At 63.8% G+C, this 23369-nt stretch carries 16 protein-coding genes; 4 read left to right on the top strand and 12 right to left on the bottom strand.

What is annotated here, in order from left to right:
- Window positions 1–3 precede the first annotated feature (3 nt).
- The 8 genes from AB7Z56_RS29715 to AB7Z56_RS29680 form a co-directional block, all read right to left on the bottom strand.
- Window positions 4–2916 (bottom strand): flotillin domain-containing protein, encoded by a 2913-nt coding sequence (locus tag AB7Z56_RS29715; RefSeq protein ID WP_441256698.1) that lies wholly within the window; start codon window positions 2914–2916, stop codon window positions 4–6.
- 25 nt (window positions 2917–2941) lie between these two features.
- Window positions 2942–3775, bottom strand: coding sequence for a phosphoenolpyruvate hydrolase family protein (locus AB7Z56_RS29710; protein WP_063984343.1), 834 nt, complete (start codon window positions 3773–3775; stop codon window positions 2942–2944).
- Window positions 3776–3778: 3 nt separating this feature from the next.
- On the bottom strand, window positions 3779–5995 hold the full coding sequence (locus AB7Z56_RS29705; protein ID WP_063984342.1) for an ABC transporter permease: 2217 nt from the start codon (window positions 5993–5995) through the stop codon (window positions 3779–3781).
- Window positions 5988–6770, bottom strand: a complete 783-nt coding sequence (locus AB7Z56_RS29700) for an ABC transporter ATP-binding protein (protein WP_028147232.1) — start codon at window positions 6768–6770, stop codon at window positions 5988–5990. Before AB7Z56_RS29700 ends, AB7Z56_RS29705 begins: the two co-directional genes overlap by 8 nt.
- The gene (locus tag AB7Z56_RS29695) at window positions 6763–7872 is read right to left on the bottom strand and encodes a branched-chain amino acid ABC transporter permease (RefSeq protein ID WP_063984341.1); all 1110 of its coding nucleotides are present in this window, start codon (window positions 7870–7872) and stop codon (window positions 6763–6765) included. Before AB7Z56_RS29695 ends, AB7Z56_RS29700 begins: the two co-directional genes overlap by 8 nt.
- Before the next feature lies 1 nt (window position 7873).
- On the bottom strand, window positions 7874–8884 hold the full coding sequence (locus AB7Z56_RS29690; RefSeq protein ID WP_063984340.1) for a branched-chain amino acid ABC transporter permease: 1011 nt from the start codon (window positions 8882–8884) through the stop codon (window positions 7874–7876).
- 239 nt (window positions 8885–9123) lie between these two features.
- Window positions 9124–9951, bottom strand: a complete 828-nt coding sequence (locus AB7Z56_RS29685) for a helix-turn-helix domain-containing protein (RefSeq protein WP_014496419.1) — start codon at window positions 9949–9951, stop codon at window positions 9124–9126.
- Between the two features lie 136 nt (window positions 9952–10087).
- Window positions 10088–11338, bottom strand: coding sequence for an ABC transporter substrate-binding protein (locus tag AB7Z56_RS29680; RefSeq protein WP_063984339.1), 1251 nt, complete (start codon window positions 11336–11338; stop codon window positions 10088–10090).
- Window positions 11339–11786: 448 nt separating this feature from the next.
- Between AB7Z56_RS29680 and AB7Z56_RS29675 the strand changes: the two genes are divergently transcribed.
- The gene (locus tag AB7Z56_RS29675) at window positions 11787–14057 is read left to right on the top strand and encodes an MHYT domain-containing protein (RefSeq protein WP_441256697.1); all 2271 of its coding nucleotides are present in this window, start codon (window positions 11787–11789) and stop codon (window positions 14055–14057) included.
- Between the two features lie 205 nt (window positions 14058–14262).
- Here AB7Z56_RS29675 and AB7Z56_RS29670 read toward each other — a convergent pair whose 3' ends face one another.
- Complete coding sequence (locus AB7Z56_RS29670) at window positions 14263–14814, bottom strand: hypothetical protein (RefSeq protein WP_063984337.1); 552 nt, start codon at window positions 14812–14814, stop codon at window positions 14263–14265.
- Window positions 14815–15845: 1031 nt separating this feature from the next.
- Between AB7Z56_RS29670 and AB7Z56_RS29665 the strand changes: the two genes are divergently transcribed.
- The 3 genes from AB7Z56_RS29665 to AB7Z56_RS29655 all read left to right on the top strand — a co-directional run bounded on the left by AB7Z56_RS29665 (window position 15846) and on the right by AB7Z56_RS29655 (window position 20842).
- Window positions 15846–17255, top strand: coding sequence for a calcium-binding protein (locus AB7Z56_RS29665; protein ID WP_187387759.1), 1410 nt, complete (start codon window positions 15846–15848; stop codon window positions 17253–17255).
- Between the two features lie 207 nt (window positions 17256–17462).
- Complete coding sequence (locus tag AB7Z56_RS29660) at window positions 17463–19304, top strand: type I secretion system permease/ATPase (protein ID WP_063984335.1); 1842 nt, start codon at window positions 17463–17465, stop codon at window positions 19302–19304.
- A gap of 134 nt (window positions 19305–19438) precedes the next feature.
- The gene (locus tag AB7Z56_RS29655) at window positions 19439–20842 is read left to right on the top strand and encodes an HlyD family type I secretion periplasmic adaptor subunit (RefSeq protein ID WP_231144505.1); all 1404 of its coding nucleotides are present in this window, start codon (window positions 19439–19441) and stop codon (window positions 20840–20842) included.
- Window positions 20843–20944: 102 nt separating this feature from the next.
- Here AB7Z56_RS29655 and AB7Z56_RS29650 read toward each other — a convergent pair whose 3' ends face one another.
- The 3 genes from AB7Z56_RS29650 to AB7Z56_RS29640 all read right to left on the bottom strand — a co-directional run bounded on the left by AB7Z56_RS29650 (window position 20945) and on the right by AB7Z56_RS29640 (window position 23332).
- A complete protein-coding gene (locus AB7Z56_RS29650) occupies window positions 20945–21631 on the bottom strand; it encodes a N5-glutamine methyltransferase family protein (RefSeq protein ID WP_441256696.1) in 687 nt (228 codons plus the stop codon).
- Window positions 21632–21692: 61 nt separating this feature from the next.
- Window positions 21693–22190 (bottom strand): hypothetical protein, encoded by a 498-nt coding sequence (locus AB7Z56_RS29645; protein ID WP_441256695.1) that lies wholly within the window; start codon window positions 22188–22190, stop codon window positions 21693–21695.
- 119 nt (window positions 22191–22309) lie between these two features.
- Window positions 22310–23332, bottom strand: coding sequence for a TAXI family TRAP transporter solute-binding subunit (locus AB7Z56_RS29640; RefSeq protein ID WP_063984332.1), 1023 nt, complete (start codon window positions 23330–23332; stop codon window positions 22310–22312).
- Between the last annotated feature and the right edge of the window lie 37 nt (window positions 23333–23369).

The following is a 23369-nucleotide window of genomic DNA, read 5'->3' as shown; positions in this document are numbered from 1 at the left end:
ACCTCAGCTCTTCTTCCGGGGGCTGCGCTCCGCGGACGGTTCGCCCTCGGTGGAAGGCGAGGGAGCTGCAGCCGGCTTCTCGCCGCCTCCGCCTCCACCGCCGCCCTTGCGGGCGGACTCCTTGATGCCTTGCATGTCGCGGGCCTCGCGGATCAGGCCCGGCATCTTGGCGAGGCTGCCGCCCTCGACGCCGATATCCGCCAGAAGCGAATCGATGAGCGGCGCCTGGACGCGGTAGCGCAGCGCCGAGTCGATCACCTCGTCGGTGGCGCTGCGGCCGCCATTGCCGCCATGGCCGTTGCCGTTGAGGCCGTCGACCTGGAGGATGCGGATGCCCTCGATCTTCTCCATCGGCTTGACGCTCTCGCGCACGATGCCTTCGATGCGGTCGAGCAGCTTTCTGCGGAACAGCGAGTAGCGAGCCTGGTCGGTCAGCACGTTCTCGGCCTCGTTGAGCAGCCGCTGCGCCTCGGCCTCGACGGCCGCGCGCACGCGCTCGGCTTCGGCTCCAATTCGGGTCTCCTCGGCCTTCTTCTCGGCGATCACGATTTCCACGCTCTTGCGACGCCTGGCGATCTCATTTTCACGTGCGGTGATGACGCGCTCGGTGGCCTCCGTCGCATGTATCCGCGCTTCCTCGGCCGAGGCCCGGGCGGCGGATTCTTCCAGCGACTTCAGGTGGATCGCGATCGCCTTCTCCATCAGAACGGTCTCGACCTCCTTCTCGCGATTGACTTCGAGCTTCCGCAGCTCGCGCTCACGGCCGATGCGGGCTTCATCCAGGCCGCGATCGGAGGCAATGCGGGCGCGCTCGACCTCCTCGCGCGCGGCAATCTCGGCTTCCTGGAGCGACTGGACGCGGGCGACCTCGAGTTGCTCGATCGAGCGGCGGCGTTCGATCCGTGCCGCCTCCAGCGCCTGCTCGCGCGAGACGTCAGTGGTCTCGACGTCCTTGCGTGCGACGATTTCGGCCTGCTTGACCTGGCGGTCGGCGTCGATGCGTTCGGAGCGCTTGGTGGAGAGCGCGATGACGCGGTCTTCGTCCGCGATCTCGATTGCCTTCTTCTGCTCGATATTGAGCACTTCGCGCTTCTTGGACGAATTGATCCGCTCGGACTCCAGCGCGAGATCGACGCCGATGCGCTGGCGCTCGATTACGTCGCGACGCTTGAGGTCGGCTGCCTCGACTGCGGCGGTCCGCTCGATCTCCAGCGCCTTGGTCTCCCTGTCGGCCTGGATCCGCTCGGCCGCGATCGCCTTCTCCTGCGCGATGCGCGCGGCCTCGATCGCTTCGCGGGAGGCGATATCGGCTTCCTCGACGGCGCGGTTGCGGGCGATCTCGAGCGAACGAACTCGTTCCTCCTGGGCGATACGGGTGGCTTCCGTCGCCTCGCGTGCCGCGATTCCCGCGACGTCGAGTGCCTGGTTCCGCTCGATCTCCAATTGCCGCGTATTCTGCTCAGCGGCGATGCGCTCGGCGGCAAGTGTCCGCTCACGGGCGATGCGCGCGGCCTCGACCGCGCGCTGGGCCTCGATCTCGGCTTCCTGGATCGTGCGCACCTGCTGGATCTCAAGCGCGCGGGTGCGCTCGTCTGACGCGATGCGCTCGACATTGACAATCATGGTCTGGGCGATGCGGGCCTTTTCGGTCGCTTCGCGGGCGGCGATCTCGGCTTCGTCCACGGCGCGGGTCCGCTCGATCTCGCGGCGCCGTGTCTCTTCCTCGTTGGCAATACGGGCGTCGGTCACCACCCGGTCCTGCTGGATACGCGCTTTCTCGATCGCCTCGCGGGCGGCGATCTCGGCTTCTTCGATAGTACGCATCCGCTCGATTTCGCGCTGGCGCACCTCGCGCTCAGAGGCGATGCGGCTGGTGTCGATCGAGCGCTGGTTGGCGATCCGGGTCTTCTCGATCTCCTCGCGGGCGAGCAATTCCTTCTCTTCGATGGTGCGGGTGCGCTCGATCTCCCGTTGGCGCGTCTCGCGCTCCGAGGCGATGCGGGCTTCCGCGATCGCCTGGTCGTTGGCGATGCGTGCCTTCTCGATGGTCTCCCGCGCGGAAATCTGCGCCTGCTCGGCCTCGGTCTCGCGCAGGGCCCGCTCACGCGCGACCTCGGTGCGTTGCAGGGCGCGGCGCATCTCGATGTCACGCTCCTGCTCGAGGCGCGCCGTCTCACTTTCGCGCTCGATCTCGAGGGCCTGTCGCTCGGCCTCCAGATTCCGGGAGCGGATCTTGATCATCGAATCCTGCTCGATGTCGTTGCGCAGCTTGCGCTTGGCCTCGATGTCCTCCATCAGGCGTGTCAGACCTTCGGCGTCGAAGCGGTTCGAGGGATTGAAGAATTCGAGATCGGTCTGGTCGAGATCGGTGATCGCGACGGACTCCAGCTCGAGTCCGTTCTGAGCGAGGGCCTCGGCCGCGTTCGCCTTGACGCGGGCCACATACTCGCCGCGTTGCTCGTGCATCTGTTCCAGGGTCATCTCCGAGGCAATCGAACGGATCGCGGAGATGAATTTGCCGGCGAGCAGGGTGTGGAGCTTCTCGGGCTCCATGGTGCGGCGGCCGAGCGTGGCGGCGGCGATGGACACGGCTTCGCGGGTCGCCTGAACGCGGACATAGAAGTCGGCCTCGATGTCGACGCGCATGCGGTCCCGGGTGATCACGGCGTCCTGCCGGGAGCGCACGATGCCCATCGGCTGCACGTTCATGTTGACCGGCGTGTAGTCGTGGATGAAGGGCAGCACGAACGCGCCGCCGTTGATCACGACGCGCTCGCCGAGCAGGCCGGTCCGGACGAATGAGGTCTCCTTGGACGAGCGATGGTAGAGCCAGTTCACGATGTAGACGCCGACCACGATCACCACGATGGCGACGATCAGCCAGAGGATCAATTCACCGACCAGAGTCCCTGACATATTTCCCTCCCTCGACCTTCCGGCGTTATCGCGCGCCGATCGCCTTGAATTTGCGTACCTGATCCGTCAGCGCCCGCTCGACCGGCAGCCGCTCCATCGAGGAGGCGCCGTAAAAGCCGTGGCAGTAGCGGGTGTTCTTCATGATGAAATCGGCGTCGTCCGGATCGGCGATCGGTCCGCCGTGGGCGAGCACCAGAATGTCCGGATTGACGCTGAGCGCGGCGGAGGCCCAGGTGTCGATGCGCGCCGGGCAATCCTTGAGCTTCGGCGCGGTCTGCGCGCCGATGGTGCCCCCGGTCGTCAGGCCGAGGTGACAGACGATGATATCCGCGCCCGCGATCGCCATCGCGGCGGCTTCCTTCTCGGTAAAGACGTAGGGCGTCGTCAGCAGGTCCTTCTCGCGCGCCTTGGCGATCATGTCGATCTCGAGCGCGTAGGACATGCCGGTCTCTTCGAGATTGGCGCGGAACACGCCGTCGATCAGGCCGACGGTCGGAAAGTTCTGCACGCCGGCGAAACCGAGCGCCTTCAACTGGTCCAGGAAAACGTCCATGTCGCGGAACGGATCCGTGCCATTGACTCCAGCGAGCACTGGCGTTTTGGTCACGACGGGCAGCACTTCGCCGGCCATCTCCAGCACGATGGCGTTGGCGTCGCCATAAGCCATCAATCCCGCAAGCGAGCCGCGGCCGGCCATGCGATAGCGGCCGGAATTGTAGATGACGATGAGATCGACGCCACCGGCTTCCTCGCACTTGGCCGACAGGCCGGTGCCGGCGCCGCCGCCGATGATGGGCTCGCCGCGCTTTGCCATGTCGCGGAAGCGTTTCAACAGTTCTGCGCGTTCAAACCGGGCCATCGGTCACCTCGCTAGTCTCCGGCGCGCCCCGGTGCGGCCGAACAAGGTCCGGAACGCGCTGACGATGGTGGAGGCGAACTCGGGATCGTTGATGTTCTTGGGGACGCGGATGAGCTGACGGTTGGCGGTCTGCCGCACGTTCCGCTCCAGCGCACGGAACAGCGCCGCATCGGCATCGGGATCCCAGAATGGCTGTCCTCGCGCGTCGAGCGCGGAGACGCCGCCCTCGGGCAGGAAGAAGCGCACCGGGCCGTCCATCTGGTTGAGCCGATCGGCGATCCAGCGGCCCATGCGTTCGTTTTCCTCGGCCGTGGTCCGCATCAGGGTGACCTGGGGGTTGTGGACGTGGAATTTGCGGCCGCGGTAGCGCTCGGGAATGGTGTCCGGGGCGCCGAAATTCACCATGTCGAGCGCGCCCACCGAGCCGACATAGGGCAGGCGGCTGCGGATGATGGCGCCGAAGCGGTCGTCGGTTGCCGGGAACACGCCACCCATCAGGAGATCGCAGATTTCCGTGGTGGTGAGATCGATGACGCCGGCGATCTGCCCGGAATCGACGAGCTTCTCCATTGAGCGGCCGCCAACGCCGGTGGCGTGGAAGACGAGGCACTCAAAATCCTCGCGCAGGTCGGCCGCGATCTTCTGGACCGCCGGCGTGGTGACGCCGAACATGGTGATGCCGACCGACGGCAATGCGCCGTCGCCGCCATCCTTCTGCGCGTGCTGATCGAGCCGCGCCCTGACCATGCCGGCCAGCGCATGGGCGCCATTGGCGAGCACGGCACGCGAGATCGAGTTGAGGCCCTGCACGTCAGTGACCGAATGCATCATGGTGATGTCGGCCGGGCCGACATAGGGCCCGACGTCGCCGGAGGCGACGGAGGAGATGATCAGCTTGGGCACTCCGACGGGGAGGGTCCGCATCCCCGGCGCGACCAGTGACGCTGCGCCCGAGCCGCCCGCCGAAATCACGCCGGCAATATTGTTCTGGCGTCGCAGCCAGCTGGCGAAGGCCTCGGCCATCGCGGTGACGGCGGCGCCGCGGTCGGGTCCGAACACCGCCGATCCGCCGCGCCCATGGTTCAAGGCGATCTCCTGGGCCGAGACGTCGCTGGTTGCGTGCCGGCCGCTGGTGGAGACATCGACCAGTCGCGTGCGCAGGCCGCTCCCGGCGATGATGTCGCGGATGAAGCGAAGCTCCGTGCCCTTGGTGTCGAGCGTGCCGACGACGAGCACGACCGGGGGTCCCTGCGTTTGCGCCGCGACCGGCTCGCGCCGGCGCCGGGCGGTCTCGTCGAGACGCGCTACCTGTGTCGAGAGCGTGCGGGCGGCGGCCTCGATGCGGGCGATCGGGACCGGCTGCGACCAGCGGGTGGGCGGTGTCGGGTTGGAGATGTAGACACGGATCGGGCCGCCTGGACGGGACGGCTGCGGTGCGGCCTTCGCCCCGGTGCCTGCCGCCGGCATGTCGACGGCGGGCTCGAGCTCGGCGTGGAGGCCGACGCCGAGCAGGCGCTGCTGCAACCCCCGGTCCGCGGCAAGGCGCGCGGAATCGATGATGCGGTTGATGCGGCCGTTGACCATGATCGCGACGTTGCGCGAGACGGCCGTGGCCACACCGATGTTCTGCTCGATCACGAGCACGGACATGTCGCCGTCCTCGCCAAGCCCTACCAGCATCTCCTCGACCTGGGCGACGATGACGGGCGCAAGCCCCTCGGTCGGCTCGTCCATGATCAGGAGCTGCGGATTGGTGAGCAGCGCGCGGGAGATCGCCAGCATCTGCTGCTCGCCGCCGGAGAGTTGGCCGCCGCCATGGTCCTTGCGCTCGGCCAATCGCGGAAAGGTCTCGTAGATGCGCTCGACCGTCCAAGCCCCGCGCCGCAGGCCCGCGGCAAGCTGCAGATGCTCGTCGACGCTGAGCGAGCGCCATAGCCGCCGGCCCTGCGGCACGTAGCCGACGCCGAGCCGGGCTATGTGGGCGGGCGGCCGCCGGGTGATGTCGTCGCCGCGGACGCGGATCGAGCCGCCGCTGACCGGCACCAGCCCCATGATCGCCTTGCACAGCGTGGTCTTGCCCATGCCGTTGCGACCGACCACCGAGAATACGCCGGCTTCGAGCGTCAGGTCCACGCCCTGCAGCGCATGCGAATGCCCGTAGTAGACGTCGAGGCCGCGGACTTCGAGGGCGGCGGCGGCCGAGCGGCGGACCTCATTCATGGCCGCCTCCGAGGTAAAGCTCCTGCACCTCGGGATCGGACTCGATCTCCTGCGGCAGGCCTTCCTTGAAGATGCGCCCGTTGTGCATCATCGTGACGCTCTCGACGACGCGTAGCGCCACGTCCATGTCGTGCTCGATGATGATGTAGCCGATATGCGCCGGCAGCGAGGTCAAGATCTCGACCAGCTCGGCACGCTCGGTCGGAGACAGCCCCGCGGCCGGCTCGTCGAACAACACGAAGCGCGGCGCGCCGGCGAGCGCCAGTGCGATCTCGAGCTGGCGCTGCTGGCCATGCGCAAGCTCCGCGACGCGCTGGTCCTTCACGCCTGTGAGATGGACAGCCTGCACGAGATTATCGGCCGCGCTCATCAGTGCGTCGTTCTGTCCGGGGCGCAGGAACGAGAAGCGGCCGCGCGAGACGCCGCGGCAGGCGAGGTAGACGTTGTCCTGGACGGTGAGACCAGGAAAGAGTGCTGAGATCTGGTAGGTCCGGCGCAGGCCGCGGCGGATGCGCTCGTAGGGCGGGAAGTGGGTGACGTCCTCGCCGAAGAAACGGATGGTGCCGGAGGACGGCGGGAAATCGCCGGTGATGCAGTTGAACAGGGTGGTTTTTCCGGCACCGTTCGAGCCGAGCACCGCGCGCCGCTCGCCGGGGCGCACGGTAATGGTGACGTCGGTGAGCGCAGCCAGCGCGCCGAACAGGCGCGTCACGCCGCGAAGCTCCAGCGCCGCGCCGGCGCCGACGGCTGAGAGGCGTTGCGCTACGCTATCCATGACCGGATCCTTGACCAGATCCTCGGCCGTGACGTTCGCTTGAACGGGCCGCGCCGGATCGCTGGCGCTGTCGCCAGCTCTGCCAGAGCCCGATCACGCCGTCCGAGGACCAGAAGACGATGGCGAGGAAACCGAGGCCGATCAGCAGCCGGAAGCGGTTGCCGTCGAGCCCGAGCTTGACCAGGAAGTCGAGCGCGAAGGTGCGTAACAGCACGAAGATCAGTGCGCCGATGAACGGACCGATGGGACGCGTGATGCCGCCGACCACGGCGATGATGAGGATATCGATGCAGGCGCCGACGCTGACGGATCCCGGCGAGATCTGCCGGTAGTTCCAGACCTGGAGAACGCCGGCCAGCGCCGCGACAAAGGACGCGAAGGCGTAGGCGGCGACGCGGTGCGCATTGACGTTGAAGCCGAGCGCCGCCATGCGGCGGGGATTGTCGCGCACACCCTGCAGCGCCAGGCCGAATGGTGCGCGGGAGATGTATTCAACGACGAAGTAGCACAGCGCAGCGACCGCGAGCACGATGTAATAGAAGGGAATGTCGGCGCGCCAGTTGACGCCCCAGAAATGCGGCGTTGCAACAGTGTTGATGCCGGTATGGCCGTTGAAGATCGCCCAGTTCTGGTTGGTGAAATAATAGAAAGCCGCGCCGATCGCGAGCGTGATCATGATGGTGTAGATGCCCTCGGTGCGCACGGCCAGCGCGCCGCCAAGCGTGCCGAACAGGGTCGCGAGCGCGAGCGCCATCGGGACCGCGAGCCACCACGGCCAACCCAGGCTGATATTGGCGTTGCCGCTGACGCCGAACACCGCGACCATATAGGCGGAGAAGCCCGCGATGGTGAGCTGCATCAGGCTGACCATGCCGCCGTAGCCGGCGAGGAACATCAGGCTCAGCGCCATGATGCCGAGGATCAGCGTGGTCGCAAAGATCTCGATCAGGAAGAAGCCGTTGGCGATCAGCGGCATGATCAGGAGAATGGCCGCGACGATCCAGGCTGCAGGATTGTTGATCTCCGGCCATCCGCGCAAGGTGGGGCGCTGCGCCGCTGCGGCGGGACGAACGGTGACGTGGGCGTCGTGGGCGAGCGACATCTCAGCGCCTCGCCAACAGGCCTTGCGGCCGGACTGCCAGTACCAGCACCATGATCAGGAAGGTCACGACGATGGCGTAGGTCGGGATGTAGACCGAACCGAGCTGTTCGGCGAGGCCGATGATCAGCGCGCCGAGCGCGGCACCGGGGATCGAGCCCATGCCGCCGACGATGACGACGACGAGCGAGGCAAGCAGGAAGCGGATGTCTTCGCCAGGCGAGAGAGACTGGAAGGTGCCGCCGACGACGCCGGCGATGCCGGCAAGCCCGGCACCGAGCGCAAAGACCAGCACGAAGACGAGCTGGATCCGCACTCCGGTCGCGGCCAGGATGTCGCGATCGTCGACACCGGCGCGGATGATCATGCCGATGCGTGTGCGGTTGAGCGCCAGCCACATCGCCAGGCCGATCACGACGGACGCGGCGAAGATCACCAGCCGGACCAGGGGATAGCGGAGATAGACCGGTTCGCCCGAGGATTTCACCGCAGTGACCAGCGGCAGCTCGATCGGGCCGATCAGCCAGTTCGGTGTCTGGATCTGATAGAAGTCGCCGCCGCAAGCCCACAGCATGAGATCGGCGAAAACGATCGAGAGACCGATCGTCACCATGGTCTGCCGCAAGTCCTGGCCCTCCATGCGGCGGAAGACGATGAGCTGAAGCAGGACGCCGACCAGCGCCGTCAGGATGAAGGCGACGATGAAGCTGAGGAGCCAGGAGCCGGTCGAGGCGCTGATGGCGTAGCCGACATAGCCGCCGAACAAATACAGCGAGCCGTGCGCGAGGTTGACGTTGCGCATCAGGCCGAAGATCAGGGTGAAACCGCTGGCGACAAGGAAGTAGAGGCCGCCGAGCGTGATGCCGTTGAACACGGCGTTCAGGAAGACCCGCTTGCGGCCGATCGCCTCTTCAAGTCCGGGCGGCCATACCGCCAAGGTCAGCCACAGTGCAAGCGCGATCGCGATGATCACGATCAGGGCCCAGGCTGGATGACGTTCGACGAAGCGCGTCATGTCAACTGCCTCATCCCCGCCTCGCGCCCCCGCAAACGGGAAGAGGGCGCGATCAGGCCGCTTCGACCTCGCCCTGCCTCATGTTTTGAACGCTGGTCGAACAGCCTTGCGTAGGCTGCGTACCTCGCCATGGACGTGCGTCCTCCCGGACTTGCGATCCTCTTTTCGGGATCGCGTTCCGACCATCTTAGCGAGGGCACAAGGGGAGCGTTTGATCGTCAGTATCTTTTCGCGCGCGGTCAGGCCCGCAAAACCTTGGCGGCGCGGCGGTAATCGGTCGGCGCCATCCCGACATTGGCGGTGAAGAAGCGTGTGAAGCCGCTTTGCGAGGAGAAGCCGAGGTCGAAGCCGATGTCGGCGATCGGTGCTTCGCCGGCGACAAGGGCTTCCAGCGCCTGTTCCATGATCAGGGTGTTGAGGTAGAGATGCGGCGTGACGCCGGTCTGGGTGCGGAATAACCGGTAGAAATGCGGTCGCGACAGGCCGGATTCGCGCGCGATCGTGTCGAGCTCCATTTCGGCGCCCGGACTTTCCGACATCAGCTTGATGCATTTGCGCACGCGGAAGTCGGTGACGGCGCCAGCCGTGCGTGCGTCACGGGCGATCTCGGCCTGCTGCCAACTTTCGTCGTAGCAGATGTCGATCAGCCGCCGCAGCTCGGCATCGAGGCTGGAGAGTGACGGTGCGCCGCACACAAGTGCTGCGGTTCGTCTGATGTGCTTGTCGAGTGCGACCGTGCGCTTGAACTGGGTGCGGCCGAAACGCAGGCGGTCGGCACCGGGCGCGTCGGGCGCGAACCATTCCGGATTGACGTAGAGCACGAAGAAGATCGCGCCACCGTCGAGATCGGACGGCAGGAAATTGTGAGGCTCCCAGGGATTGACCGCAACGATGGAGCTTTCCGTAAGGTCGTAGTGCCCGTTACAGACGTCGATGCATGCGGACAGGCCGCCAACATGGAAGATCAGATGACCTTCGCGATGTGCGTGCACGTTGAAGGGGCGGTTCAACTGATAGACCGTCGCCCGACCGAACCGGCCGTGAAAGACGGCAAGCGCCCGGCTCATGCCTTCCCTCCTGAATGTTCTTGTCTTTTCAGTCAGCGTTCAACAACCGGGGCGAGATTGCAAGAGCGCAAGATATCGCGCCTGCAAATCGCTCCCGGTTGCCGGAGAGCATGCGAAACGAGCGACGGTGAATGCGTCAGTACTTCTTACATTCCGGGACCGTACGGCTCGGCAGTCCGATCTTGGCGAACACCGCCGGATCGTAACCGAGCGTCTGGTTCACGTTCGGGATCACCTTCACGACTTTACTGAACAGCGCACCCTTGCCGTCATCGACGACCTCGGTGACGAAGTTGGTGCCGATCGCCTGGCGGTTGGCGTCAAGCTTGATCTTGCCGTTCGGTGCGTCGATCTCGATCTTGGCCAGCGCCTCCTTGTACTTGGCCTGGTTGTTGGAAAGATCGCCATTGACCTCACGGAGCGCGAGGATCAGCGCCATAGTCGAGCCGTAGTAGTTGGTCGCAAGAAGCGACGGGCTCGGGAAGCGCTTGTTGGGTGGAAACGCGTCCTGATACGCCTTCACGAACTTCTGCCAACCCGGATCCTCCCAGGTGTCGGCCTGGCCGCTCGCCGCGATGGTGCCGACTAGCGCGTTCTTTGCGTTGCCTTTCGAGGACAGGATGGTCTGGTCGATCATGATGGAGCCGCCCATCAGATGCGCTTTGCCGCCGGCCTGCTGGTATTGGTTCAGGAAGTTGACGGCATCCGCACCGCCGAGGCCGAGATAGATCGCATCGACATCGTCGGGCAGCGCCGCGATGACGGAGGCAAAATCCTTGGTGCCGAGCGGCACCCATTGCCGGTTGGTGACCTGGCCGCCGGCGCCGCAGAATTCGAGCACGAGGCCGAATACCTGGGTGTAGATGAAAGAATAGTCCTCGCCGACGGTCGCGATCTTGCGATATTTCTTGGTTTCATAGGCGTATTGGCCGAGGCCCACCTGCCACTGCGCGCCGTCCATGTTGTAGCGGAAGAAGTTCGGAGCGGGATCGACATAGGTGGTTTCTTGCGCGCCGGATGCCGCATTGATGAAGGTCAACTCGGGATGGGTCTTGGCGAAGTTCTTGACCGCAATGCCCTCGTCGCCGGAGAGCGGCGACAACAGGATCTGCACCTTATCCTGCTCGATCAGCTTGCGCACGGCGCGCACCGCGGAATCCGGCGTCGCGTCGGTCGAAGCAACGATGAATTCAAGCTCTTTGTCGCCGACCTTCTTGCCAAGCACATTGAGCGCCGTCTGGTGGCCGCGCATGCCGTCCTCGCCGAGCACCGTGTAGGTGCCCTCCAGCGTTGCGGTGACGCCGACCTTGATCTTTTCCTGGGCGATTGCCGCGCCTGAAAGGAAAAGGCTGCTTAGCGCGATCAGTCCCACACTGCATTTCAACATTTCATTCCTCCCTCTATGGCCAAATTTTTCGCTGAATTGGCGCGGCGCCGTGGCTCCCGAAAGGCGCCCGGCTGTTGAACGAAGGCTAACCGAAGTCGGATGCAGTGCACGTATGGGCGCGTCGTGCGGCTTGACGGGCAGTCTCATTTTGAATGTTGCGGCGCAATTGGCTTCGCGGTGCAATAGGCGGCCGGCTTGCCCAATTTGAAGGGCGGTGCGTGAGGGGCACGATCCTCCGCTTGGTCCGTGCATGGAGCCTGACCCAGCACAGGCCTGGTCCGGTTCAAATCCCCAAGGGAGGTGGGGCGGAAACAGCCCCCTGGCGGCTGGATCCAGCTTGAATTTGCCGACAGGGTGCCACGGATCGCGGCCGGCCGGGCCCCGATCCCGCCGCCGCTATTCGACCTAGGGTGAATTTGCCCCGGATTTCCATTACCATCTGGTGGAAATGAATCACCATACGGCCTCTCACGATCCCGTTCTTGTGGCGCTGTCGATCCTGATCGCCGCGCTCGCCTCCTACACAGCGCTCGACCTCGCGACCCGGATGCGTGCCGCGTCTGGGCGGGCTCGTCCGGCTTGGCTTGCAGCCGCGGCCACCGCTATGGGCGGCGGCATTTGGTCCATGCATTTCGTCGGCATGCTGGCCTTCAGGCTGCCCGGGGTCGAGATCTCCTACGATCCATTCCTCACCTTTCTATCGCTTGTCGTCCCCATTGTTGTCGCGGCCGCGGCCTTTGCCGTGGTCGGAAGACGCCCGCAGGCGCTCCTGGTGTCCGGCCTGGCGATGGGGCTTGGCATATCCGGCATGCACTATACGGGCATGAGCGCGATGAGAATGGCGGCATCCGTCGCGTACGATCCTCGGTGGGTCGTGCTCTCGGTCGTGATCGCGATGTGCGCTTCGGTCGTGGCGCTCTGGCTTGCCTTTCGCAAGACGAACGCGACGCAGCGACTTTTCGCAGGACTTGTCATGGGTCTCGCGATCTCCGGCATGCATTACGCAGCTATGGAAGGTGCCTCGTTCGAGCCTGCGAACACCATGGCGGGACACGCTGGACATTTCGTGGGTCGGGCGCCGCTGGCATTTCTGCTCGCCGGCGCCACCATCTTGATCCTGAGCATTGGGATTGCCGCTGCCGTCTATGATCGGGCCTCGGCGGAGCGCGCCGAACGCGAGGCCAGCGCGCTGAGGCGAAGTGAAGAACGCTTTCGGCTCCTGGTGGAGGGCATCGCCGATCACGCCATGTTCATGATCGAGCCGAATGGGTCCGTCGGAAACTGGAATCTCGGGGCGCGCCGGCTGATGGGTTACGGCGACGACATCGTAGGGACCAGCTACGCGATCCTTCATACCGACGAAGACCGCGCTTCCGGGGCGCCAGCACGTGCTCTCCTGGAGGCGGAGCGGTACGGCAAGTCAGCAGTGGAAGCCTGGCGCGTGCGCCGGGATGGCAGCCGCTTCTGGGCAGAGGCAACCCTGGTCGCGGTACGGAACGAAAGCGGCTTGATCACCGGGTTTGCCAAGATCGTGCGCGACATCAGCGAGAGGAGACGGGCACAGGAAGCGCTGGATCGGGCACGCGAAGCGCTGACGCTGTCGCAGAAAATGGAGACCATCGGTCAACTCACCGGCGGCGTGGCCCACGATTTTAACAACCTGCTCGCCGCCGTTCTCGGCAGCCTCGAGCTCCTGAAAAAACGCCTGCAAACAGACGATCCGAAGATACAGCGTCTCGTGGACAACGCGATGCAAGGCGCGCAGCGGGGCGCACTGCTAACCCAGCGCTTGCTCGCCTTCGCTCGCAAACAGGATCTCAAGCCGGCTGTCGTCGATATCGCCGCACTGGTGCGGGGCATGGCGTCACTGCTGAAATTCGAGGCAGGCGTCCGTATCGACACACTCTTTCCGCTGGACCTGCCAAACGTAAAGATTGACGCCAACCAGCTCGAACTGGCCATCCTCAATCTCGCCGTAAACGCGCGTGATGCGATGCCGGCCGGTGGCCTGATAACCATCCCCGCCAGAGACGAGCAACACGAAGCTGGCGCTCCCCGCTACGTGGCGCTCTCGGTGAGCGACACGGGCTGCGGCATGGACGAGGAAACGCTGAAGCACGCTCAGGAGCCGTTCTTTACGACGAAGGGTATCGGCAAAGGCACCGGGCTCGGACTATCGATGGTTCACGGCCTCGCCGAGCAGTCCGGCGGCAGGCTCGTCCTGAAGAGCCGCCTTGGAGTGGGCACGACGGCCGAGATCTGGCTGCCGGTGGCTGAGGAGGAGGCCGCGGTGCCAGCGCCGCGAGCGGAGTCCCCGGCACCCATGCTTCGGGCCGACCACCGGCTTTCCGTGCTTCTGGTCGACGACGACCCTCTCGTGCTGGAGAATACGGCGGCAATGCTGGAGGATCTCGGGCATGCAGTGGTCGAGGCACGCTCGGGCGAAGAGGCATTGGATCTCCTCCGCCGCACGCAGACCATCGAACTCGTCGTCACCGACTATGCGATGCCGGTCATGACCGGCCTGCAGCTTGCTGAAGCCGTGGTCGTGGAGCGTCCCGGTACGGTCATCCTCCTGAGCACCGGATATGCGGAGCTTCCCATCGACGCGCGTTCCAATCTGCGCCGCCTGTCGAAGCCGTTCGATCAGGCTGCCCTTGAGAAGGCTATCGAGGGAGCGATGCGAGAGCGGGAGAGCGCGAGATCTGTCGTCGCCTGACGGTGTCGGGCTGACGGCCGCCGATCGGTGCCGCCAGCACATTTGCCTCCAGCTCCCCGACCAACCAATATGATTGCGTTGAGCCATTAGATCGTGTTTCGACCGGAGAGAATAACGGCGCCTCAGCGACGAGAGATTGCCGCTGTCCCGGTGAAAGCATGCCGGTGCTTGGCAACCGTGTTGCCGATTCGATAAAGGGCTAAATTCAAGTCAGCGTCGCGCGCGGATTCACAACCGTGTACCCCCTCAAAGAACGCGCGTGTATTCTCGTTGCGCGTCCACCTGAGTTGCCGTCGTACGCCATCCAAACGTCGCCCCCGATGTGCTGCTCGAGGACGAAAACGTGCCCGCGTCTTGCCGCGACCATTCCTGGTGCTGGCGACGTACGCGGAAATCTCAGCCAGTTTGCCGCGAGATTCAATTCCGGAACGATGCGACCAAACAGGCGCAGGGCTGCGGCACAACCGCAGAATGAGGAGGGGCAGCCCGCGGGGCGGCCGCCAACGATCCGAGTGCTGACGGGACTATCAGACGCCGCAATATTTGTATTGGCGACGACGGAGAGTTGTTTGGTTCGGTGTATCTGCAATGAGTCTCGCACCTCTCTTCGCTGGTTCGGGATTTGCGCGTAGTTCGAGAAGTCGCATGGCATGGTGACGTTGCATTCAGAGGCGTGCTGCATGCGATAGGGTCGTGCATCGGAATTGAGCGAGGTGATCACAACGAGGCAGCACGCAGAAATAACTTGCTTGAACATCGCAGGCTCCGGGATTGATGGATCCTGCCCCGAGCAACGAGCAACTAACAAAGATTGGCTGAAATGGGTCAAAAGAGCGGCCCAATGCTGGATCAGGGGCCGGCTATACTTCTGGAGTAACTCAAAACGCGTCGTTGAAGAGCGCCTTCTGCCGCAAGTGGGGCCGTGAACGCTGCGCCCGCTTCACGTGTCGATCATGGCCACGTAGTCCACGTGAAGAGTAATTGGTCCCTTCGATCCGTCCAGAATGACGCGGAGGCTCTTCGGATAGTATCCGGCCCCAACCACGGTCCCGGTCTTTCCAGATAAGCGAGGACCGGCTGCCGGCTTTACCTGAATTCGTGAACCCGGCGGAAACTTGACGTTCGTTTGGGCCGACCCTGACATGACGTCCTCGGCAGCAAATGAGCTGATTCTACTCGAAAAATCGCCAGCGCGCGGCAGAGCGAACGGGTGGGACAAATTCGCTTCGCGTGCGCTATCAAAAAGAGCTCTCCAGCCACGGTGCTAAAGAGCGGCAAGGCAACCCAGCGCCTAATACTTCCGCGATTCGCAATTGCCCCCGCAAACGAGCTCGCCTTTGGTGCTAAAATACCGGCTCACAGGAGCGCTGATCCGCTTGGATTTTCTCTCTATTTGCGCCACGCCCTTTACTGAACAACGGAAACGCTTCGATGAGAACATCCGTCATCGGAGGTAATCCACGGACATCAATCCGGTTTGCTGCCCGCTACCGGCATTGAACAATTTCGTCGGCGTTGTGCCAGATTCAACATTGATCTTCTCGGCCTCGATTGGCCGCATATCGTTGAATCGTCTTTCAAAACAAGTTTTCCCGCAGATCCGGCGATCAGCGTTGGCGCGTTGTTGTGCAAACTTTCAGCACAATAATCCCTTGGTTACGCCCAATGGAACGGAGATTCCTGCCTCAAACGTAAACATACGTTCACCTCGGTGGGACGCACGATCGGTTGTCGGGCGCTCAGACCTACAGGTCACTGGGGGCTTTCAACACTGACAGGGGAATATCATTGGCAACATTACACTACGCTGCGGGCGGGGGTCTGGACTCGCAAGGTAACTTCGCACCAGCTGAAGCTGGCTTTAATCTCGCAGATGTCCAGTATGTCGACCAGGTGAATGCACTGCCCGACGGTGTGCAGGGTCTGGTCTGGCTCGATCAGTACCACGGCGTGACTCAGGACTTTATCGACCAGGTGACGCCGTTCCTCAACAATCCGAAAGTGTTCGGCTTCTACCTTGTGGATGAGCCTGATCTGACCGGTCAGTGGGGACCGCAAGCCGACCCCGCGGATCTGAAGGCTGAATCCGACTGGATTCATCAGCACGATCCCGGGGCCAAGACGTTCACCGTCCTGATGAACACTGGATCATCGGACGATCCGAACTACATGAACAGCTACAACCAGGCGAACACCCACATCGACTACTTCGGTCTCGATTGGTATCCGGTGTGGACGGACCGTCCGAACGTCGACCTCAGCACGATCGACAAGTACGTCTCTGCCGCTGAGCAAGCCGGAATCCCGCTCGACTCCATCGTTCCGGTTTATCAGGCGTTCGGCGGCGGCGGCTGGTCCACCGAAACCGGCAGCAAGGTCGCTGTGCCGACTGCCGCGCAAGAGCAGGCAATGATCGATCATTGGGCGGACCTCGTTCCCAATCCGGCCTTTGACTATGCTTACGCGTGGGGATCGCAGAATGGCGACACTGCGCTCGAGAATTTGCCGGCACTGCAGCAGGTGTTCCTTGCGCACAATACGAGCCATGGCACGGGGGGCGCGACCGCTCCGCCTGTTACCGATCCGGTGACCGACACGCCGCCGCCGGTGGACGCTGGCGGTAGCACCGGCACGGACGGCAGCACGCCGCCGGTTGACAACGCTGGCGGTAGCACCGGCACGGACGGCAGCACGCCGCCGGTTGACAACGCTGGCGGTAGCACCGGCACGGGCGGCAACACGCCGCCGGTTGCGGACGGTGGCGGTAGCACCGGCACGGACGGCTCCACGCCGCCGGTTGCCGATGCTGGCGGTAGCACCGGAGGCACCCCTCCCGTCTCGGGCTCGGACGGAACGACTGATCCGTCAACCGGCGGTTCGACGGATACTGGCGGCTGGGGTGGTCATCACCACGGCGGCGGCGGCGGCTGGTGGGGCGGTTCGTCCTGGCAGGCGGGCAACGGCGGTGGCGGGCACAACCACAACGGTGGTGGGCTCGATTTCTCGCAGTGGCTCAATAATGCCAGCACGTCGTCCGCATCCGGAGATCATTCCTGGTGGCGGGGTCACACTGCGACGTCGAACACGACTGCGGATGCCGGTTCGGGGCAGACGGATACGACGGACACGGGCTCGTTCGTAGCGCATCTGGCTGATCTGATGTCTCACCACAACGATCATCACGGGTGGCACTCGTAAGCTCGTAGGTCGTCTACATCGACAAGGACATGCGCGCGGTGCGCTGCGCGCATGTCCACTCTGGGGAGTTCCTCGCGACCACCGGGGCGGTCGAGAGGCGGGGTACCATTCCGCGCACGGCGGAATGTTGAAATGCGGGCGTCTTGACGCTCGATCGCATGCAATTTTTCAACCGTTTACCGCCGCCCGGCCAAGGGCGGCCCGGATATGCACATGCACGCTTCGGCAAAACAGTCTGCGCTCGCGGATGTCTTCCGTCGGATACGTCCCGGCCTGCTCGCGGCGGGTGGACTATCCATCTTCATCAATCTGCTGGTGTTCGTGTCGCCGATCTACACCATGCAGATCTACGATCGGGTGCTCACGAGCCGAAACGGGATGACGCTGCTGCTGCTCTCGCTCATCGCGCTCGTGCTCTTCATCAGCTACGCGACGCTCGAGCATTTTCGCAGCCGGGTTCTCGTGCAGACCGGATTGCGCTTCGACCGGTTCGTCTCGGGCGAGACGTTCGAAACCGCGCTCGGGCAGGCGCTGAGCACGAGCAGCTCGCATCATGTTCAGCTGCTGCGCGATGTCGACACCTTGCGCGAGGTGCTGTCGGGGGGCGTCATCACGTCGCTGATGGATGTGCCGTGGACGCCGATCTTCCTCGCGATGTGTTTCCTGCTCCATCCGCTGATCGGCCTGGTCGCCCTGATCGGCGCGATCATCATCCTGACGCTCGCCTTCCTTAACGAGCGGGTTACGAAGGCGCCGCTGAATGCGGCCGCATCGAAGAACCTTCACGCACTGGACCGGTTGACGTCCTCGCTGCGCAACGCAGAAGCGATCCGCGCGCTTGGAATGGGACCCGCGGTCCGCGCCGCCTGGGCGGTAACTCATGGTCAGGCGTTGCTGGAAAGCGCTACGGCCGGAGAGCGGGGCGGGACCTTGCTCGCCATCTCCAAATTCCTGCGCATGGCGATTCAGGTCGCCATCATGGGAGTGGGCGCGTATCTCGCGATCCAGCAGGAGATTTCCGGGGGCGTTCTGTTCGCGGCTTCGCTGATCATGGGACGCGCGCTCGCGCCCGTCGAGGCTGCAGTGTCGCAATGGAAGGCGCTGGTTGCCGCGCGCACATCATATGCCCGGCTGGATCGCGCGCTTGCGAACCGCGCGACTGAGCGACAGCCGACACGGCTGCCGGCCCTGGTCGGCGAAATCTCCGTCGAGGCGGCGACGGTGCTCGTCCCCGGATCGCAACTGCCGGCCATCGCCGACGTCTCGTTCCGGCTGGCCCCTGGCGAAGTCGTCGCCGTGGTCGGCCAGTCCGGCTCCGGAAAATCGTCGTTGGCGCGGGCCCTGGTCGGCGCCTGGCCGCTGGTGCACGGCTGCGTGCGCATCGACGGCAACGACGTCAGGCATTTCGATCCCAATTTCCTTGGACAGAACCTCGGCTACCTTCCGCAGGACGTCGAACTGTTCGCCGGTACCGTGCGTGACAACATTGCACGTTTCCGCGACGACGCCTCCGACGAGGCGGTCGTCGAGGCAGCGCAGCTGGCGTCGGCGCACATGATGATCCAGCGTCTTCCCAAGGGCTATGACACCGTCATCGGGGATAACGGCGCAGGTCTTTCGGGCGGTCAGCGGCAGCGCATCGGGCTCGCGCGCGCACTGTTCGGCAAGCCGGTGCTGGTGGTGCTCGACGAGCCGAACGCAAATCTCGATGGCGACGGCGATCGCGCGCTCGCCGATGCGATCCAGCGGCTGAGGCAGAGCAAGGTGACCATCGTGATCATCAATCACCGCCCGAACCTGCTCGCTGCGGTCGACAAGATCGTGTTCATGCACGAGGGACGGCTTGGGCAAATCGGCACGCGCGAGGAAATGCTGCCTGCACTGCTCGGCAAGACGGTTGCGCCGATGCGGCGCGACGTGCGCGAGCCCGCCGAACATCATCGCGCCGATCGTCATCACCATGCTGACGGCAACCATCGAACCGATGGCGCTCACCGTCCGGCACAGCTTTCAAATCAAGTGCGTCAGGCGCACGCGACGAGGCAATAATGGATAATCTATTGCGGCGGGGACCGGACGCTCTTCACGACGAACTGGCGGAGCTTTTGAAGCAGTTCAACAAAGCAGATAAAGTGGCGCAGGAGCCGCGACCTCCGAGCAAACTCCTTGCGAAGACGGAGACCATGACAAGGTCGCTGGTCGATCTTGCCAAGCTGGTAGATCTTGCCAAGCTGGTCGATCTTGCCAAGGCGAAACTGCCGACCTTGTGGCCCCGGGGGGCAATGGGCAACGATGAGGATCCGTCGGGCGATTGGCAGACCCCCGCGCGGCGAGGCTTCCTGGTCGTCTTCCTGACCTTCGGCGTATTTGGCGGCTGGACCGCCCTCGCATCGATCGACGGTGCCGTGGTGGCCCCCGGCTCCGTCGTTGTCGAGAGCGACCGTAAGGTGGTGCAGCATCTCGAGGGTGGCATCGTCCAGAACCTGTTGGTCACAGGCGATTCTCATGTCGCGGAAGGTCAGGTCCTGTTGCGGCTCGATCCGACCCAGGAGCGGGCCAAGGAAGAGATCGCACGCTCGGCGGTGTACTCGGCGGTTGCCGAGGAGGCGCGCCTACAGGCGGAATCCGAAGGCAAGGACAGCATCACGTTTCCGACCGAGCTGCTCCAGAAGACGTCCGATCCGAACGCGATACGCGCAATGGGTGATCAGAAGCGGCGCTTCGATGAACGTCGCGCTGCACGAAAGATCGAGATCTCGATCCTCGAGGAACGTATCGCGCAGGCGCAGCGGCAGATCCAGGGGAATACCGCGCAGAACAAGGGCGCGCGCGCGCAGTTCGACAGTGTCAGTCAGGAATACACCAAGCTCAAGCCGCTCGTTGATCAGGGCATCGTACCGTTCGCGCGCGTCGCCACGCTGGAGCGCTCCAGAGCCGATCTCGAGGGCAAGATCGGCGCATATGAAGCGGATATCGCTCGCTATGGCCGCATCATCGACGAGTCGCGGCTCCAGATCGATCAGGTCGGGCAGAAGGTGCTGGAGGAAGCGACCGGGAAGCTCACCGACACGCGCGCCCAGCTTGCTGATGCGCGTGAGAAGCTGCGCGTCGCGGTCGATGTTCTGGCGCGGATGGAAGTACGCGCACCGCGATCGGGGCGGATCGTGAACCTCAAGCTTCACACGATCGGTGCCGTGATCAAGGCGGGCGACGTGCTGATGGAGATCGTGCCGGACAACGACGTTCTCGTGGTGGCCGCAAGGGTGTCGGCACTTGATATCAACCACGTCCAGCTCGGCCTTCCGACCGAGGTGCGGCTTCCCTCGTTCAAGGCGCGCTCCACCCCGATCGCTGTCGGCGAGGTTCTTTCGATCTCGGCCGACGCCACGCGCGACGATGTCACCCATCAGCCCTATTACGAGGTGAAAGTCTCGGTCCAGGTGACGCAATTCCCCGACAAAGTCCGCGAGAAGCTCAAGCCGGGCATGATGGCCGACGTCCTGATCGCAACCGGAGAACGCACAATTCTTGCTTATCTGACCCAGCCGATCACGGACGCGATCCGGCGCGGGATGCGGGAGAGCTGAGAACGTGTAGGCTGTGGCTGGTCGGCCCGTGCGAGGGCCGCTGGGTTCAGGGTGCTACGCTGCAATGCCAACGATCATTGTGGAGGAAGTGCTCGAATCCGGCTATCCCTTCGCGTACGCCATGACGACGCGACCGGCGCCCGCGTAGTCCAAGACCACGCTGACATTCTCGTAAGCGTCGTTGCGTTCGAGCAGGGTTGCCACCTGTCGATCCTGGTCGCGACCCACCTCGAACAACAGCAGTCCTCCCGGCCGCAAGTAGCGAGGTGCGTCTTTTGTAACGCGCATATGGATGCTCAGTCCGTAGGGCCCGGCGGCGAATGCCTCGCGCGGCTCGTTCATGAGTAGAGAGGCGCGATCGCCTTTGAGCCGGGATTCCGAGATATAGGGTGGGTTGCAGACGATCATATCGATGGTTTGCTCGAGTTGCAGGCCTGCGAGAGCTTCGAACAGATCGCCCTGGAGCACGGTGATGCGGGTCTCGGCGCCCTGGCTCGCGGCATTGCGTCGCGCGAGCTCGACACATCCGTCAGTCAGATCGCTCGCCCAGACGCGAGCGTCGGGAATATTGAGCGCGATCGCGCATGCAAGATTGCCGGCGCCGCAGCACATGTCGACGATCCGCGGCGAGGGGAGGTGTGCTCGGCGCAGTGCTTCAACCGCGGTCCTGCCAAGTAACTCCGTCTCCGGCCGAGGCACCAGCGCGCCGGGAGCAACCTGCAGTTCGATTCCCATGAACTGGGTACGTCCTCGCTTGTAAGCCTCGGCTACATTGATCGTCTCGCTCATCGCATTCACACCTCACGCGTGACGTCCTCCCTGTCAGCCGTTCAGCCCGACTTGCGGCTATTCAGCTGGGCGGCCAGGTGCAGACCTTTGCAAATCGCCGGCGAACGGCGTCCAGACCTGTCAGTTCAAATGTTTCCTCGTAGGGCGCAGCCGTTCCAGCATACACTTTCGTCAGAAGCCGGCCCACCCCTGGCATGGAGTTGATGAAGCGAACGGCGTCGCCCGGAAAGGTGAGACTTCGTCCGCCATCAGCAACCCTCCAGCGTTGATCGACAGGCGGTTGATCATTGATCTGGAATACGACCCTTATGTCGGTGCCGGGAGTTTTGATCCAGGAACTCGCGGCGGAGAGCAAGACCTCGGTCCGATTGGCGCGACAATGAATGGCGAGCGACGAGGGCCCATCCTTCGCGCCGGCTCGCGCGGTGGTCCGGGCGGAGATCTGCGGCTTGTGGTCCACCGGTGATGTCGTTTCGCTCAAGATCCAGTTGGGACTTTGCGGCGGAGCTTGGAAGGACTGCTCAGGTGCTTCCCCAATCTGCTCGTCGACGCAAGTCATGTGCTCCATTCCCTGAAACTGCGTACATGCCCTCGAACGATCTGGCGTGTTGCCGGCTTGCGTGCAGCTTAGATGACCGGTACCCACGAGCAAGACGGCCGCAAGGGTACCGGTTCGCTTCATCGCGATAGTCCGACTGTCGCGCTGGGCGAGCGATCGAGCCATTCCTGCGCCGGACCAAACCGGGCAAGAGTGGGGACGCTGGCGCGGAGATTCACGTCCTTCCATTTTGTATCGAAGCCAGCGGATTGCAGCCGGTCGAGCCGTCCGAACAGGTGGTCAACAAAGCGCACCATGCGCCGATAGCGATCGGTCTGCGGCTGCCAGTTGTAGGCCGCAAGAATCGTCGGGACGGCAATGGTCGCGACCCGCTTGTCCGCCGGCACGAGGTTTGGATAGTCCTTTGAATCGAGGGACGACGGAAGATAATAGTCTTCAAATCTGGGGTCGTATTCGATCGGCAGGAACTTGAAGCCATCATCCCAACGTCCTTTCAAGAAGGCGTCGACCGGCTTTGATGTGATGAAGACGACCGCTGCGATTTCGCCGCTCTTCATCTGCTGCAATGCGACCTGGTGGGGAATGAACATTTTTTCGACGTTCAGTCCCAGCCGACTGAAGATCAGCGGACCAGAATATGCGGCTGCCGTACCCTGGGTGTTGAAATTGACCTTCTTTCCCTTGAGGTCGTCGAGCGACTTGATCTCGGGACGCACGAAGACGTGCAGCTCGGCCGGGAAGAGGTTGAGAACATAGACGATGCGCTTTTCGATCGACGGAACCTGCGCCTTGTACTCGTCAAGGGCATCCATGTTGATGATCGCGGCATCAACGCCCTTGAGATAGAGCAGCGAATTGACGTTCTCGGTCGCGCCGGTCGTCACGATCGGAATGACGTGAAGCTTGTCCTCCTCGTTGGCGACGCGTGCGATCTCTGCGGCGAGCCGAAGCGGTGCGCCCTCGATAAGTCCTCCGGCGAGTCCCACCGTCCATGCATTGATACGTTCCTTTGCGGCCGTATCGGCATTCCGCGGCGCGGTCGGCGCCGGCGGGTCGCGCGGCGAGCGAGATTGGGCATTGGCAGCAAGCTGCAGGCCGACCAGTGCCAATGCGACCGTGAACGCGAGCTTACTCAATGACATGGGGCCTCTCCATTCTCTGGTCTGGCTTCCGAGGCTC

The organism is Bradyrhizobium sp. 482_C4_N1_8 (assembly GCF_052075965.1).
Lineage (GTDB): Bacteria > Pseudomonadota > Alphaproteobacteria > Rhizobiales > Xanthobacteraceae > Bradyrhizobium > Bradyrhizobium barranii.
This window is presented reverse-complemented; position numbering and strand designations above follow the sequence as displayed.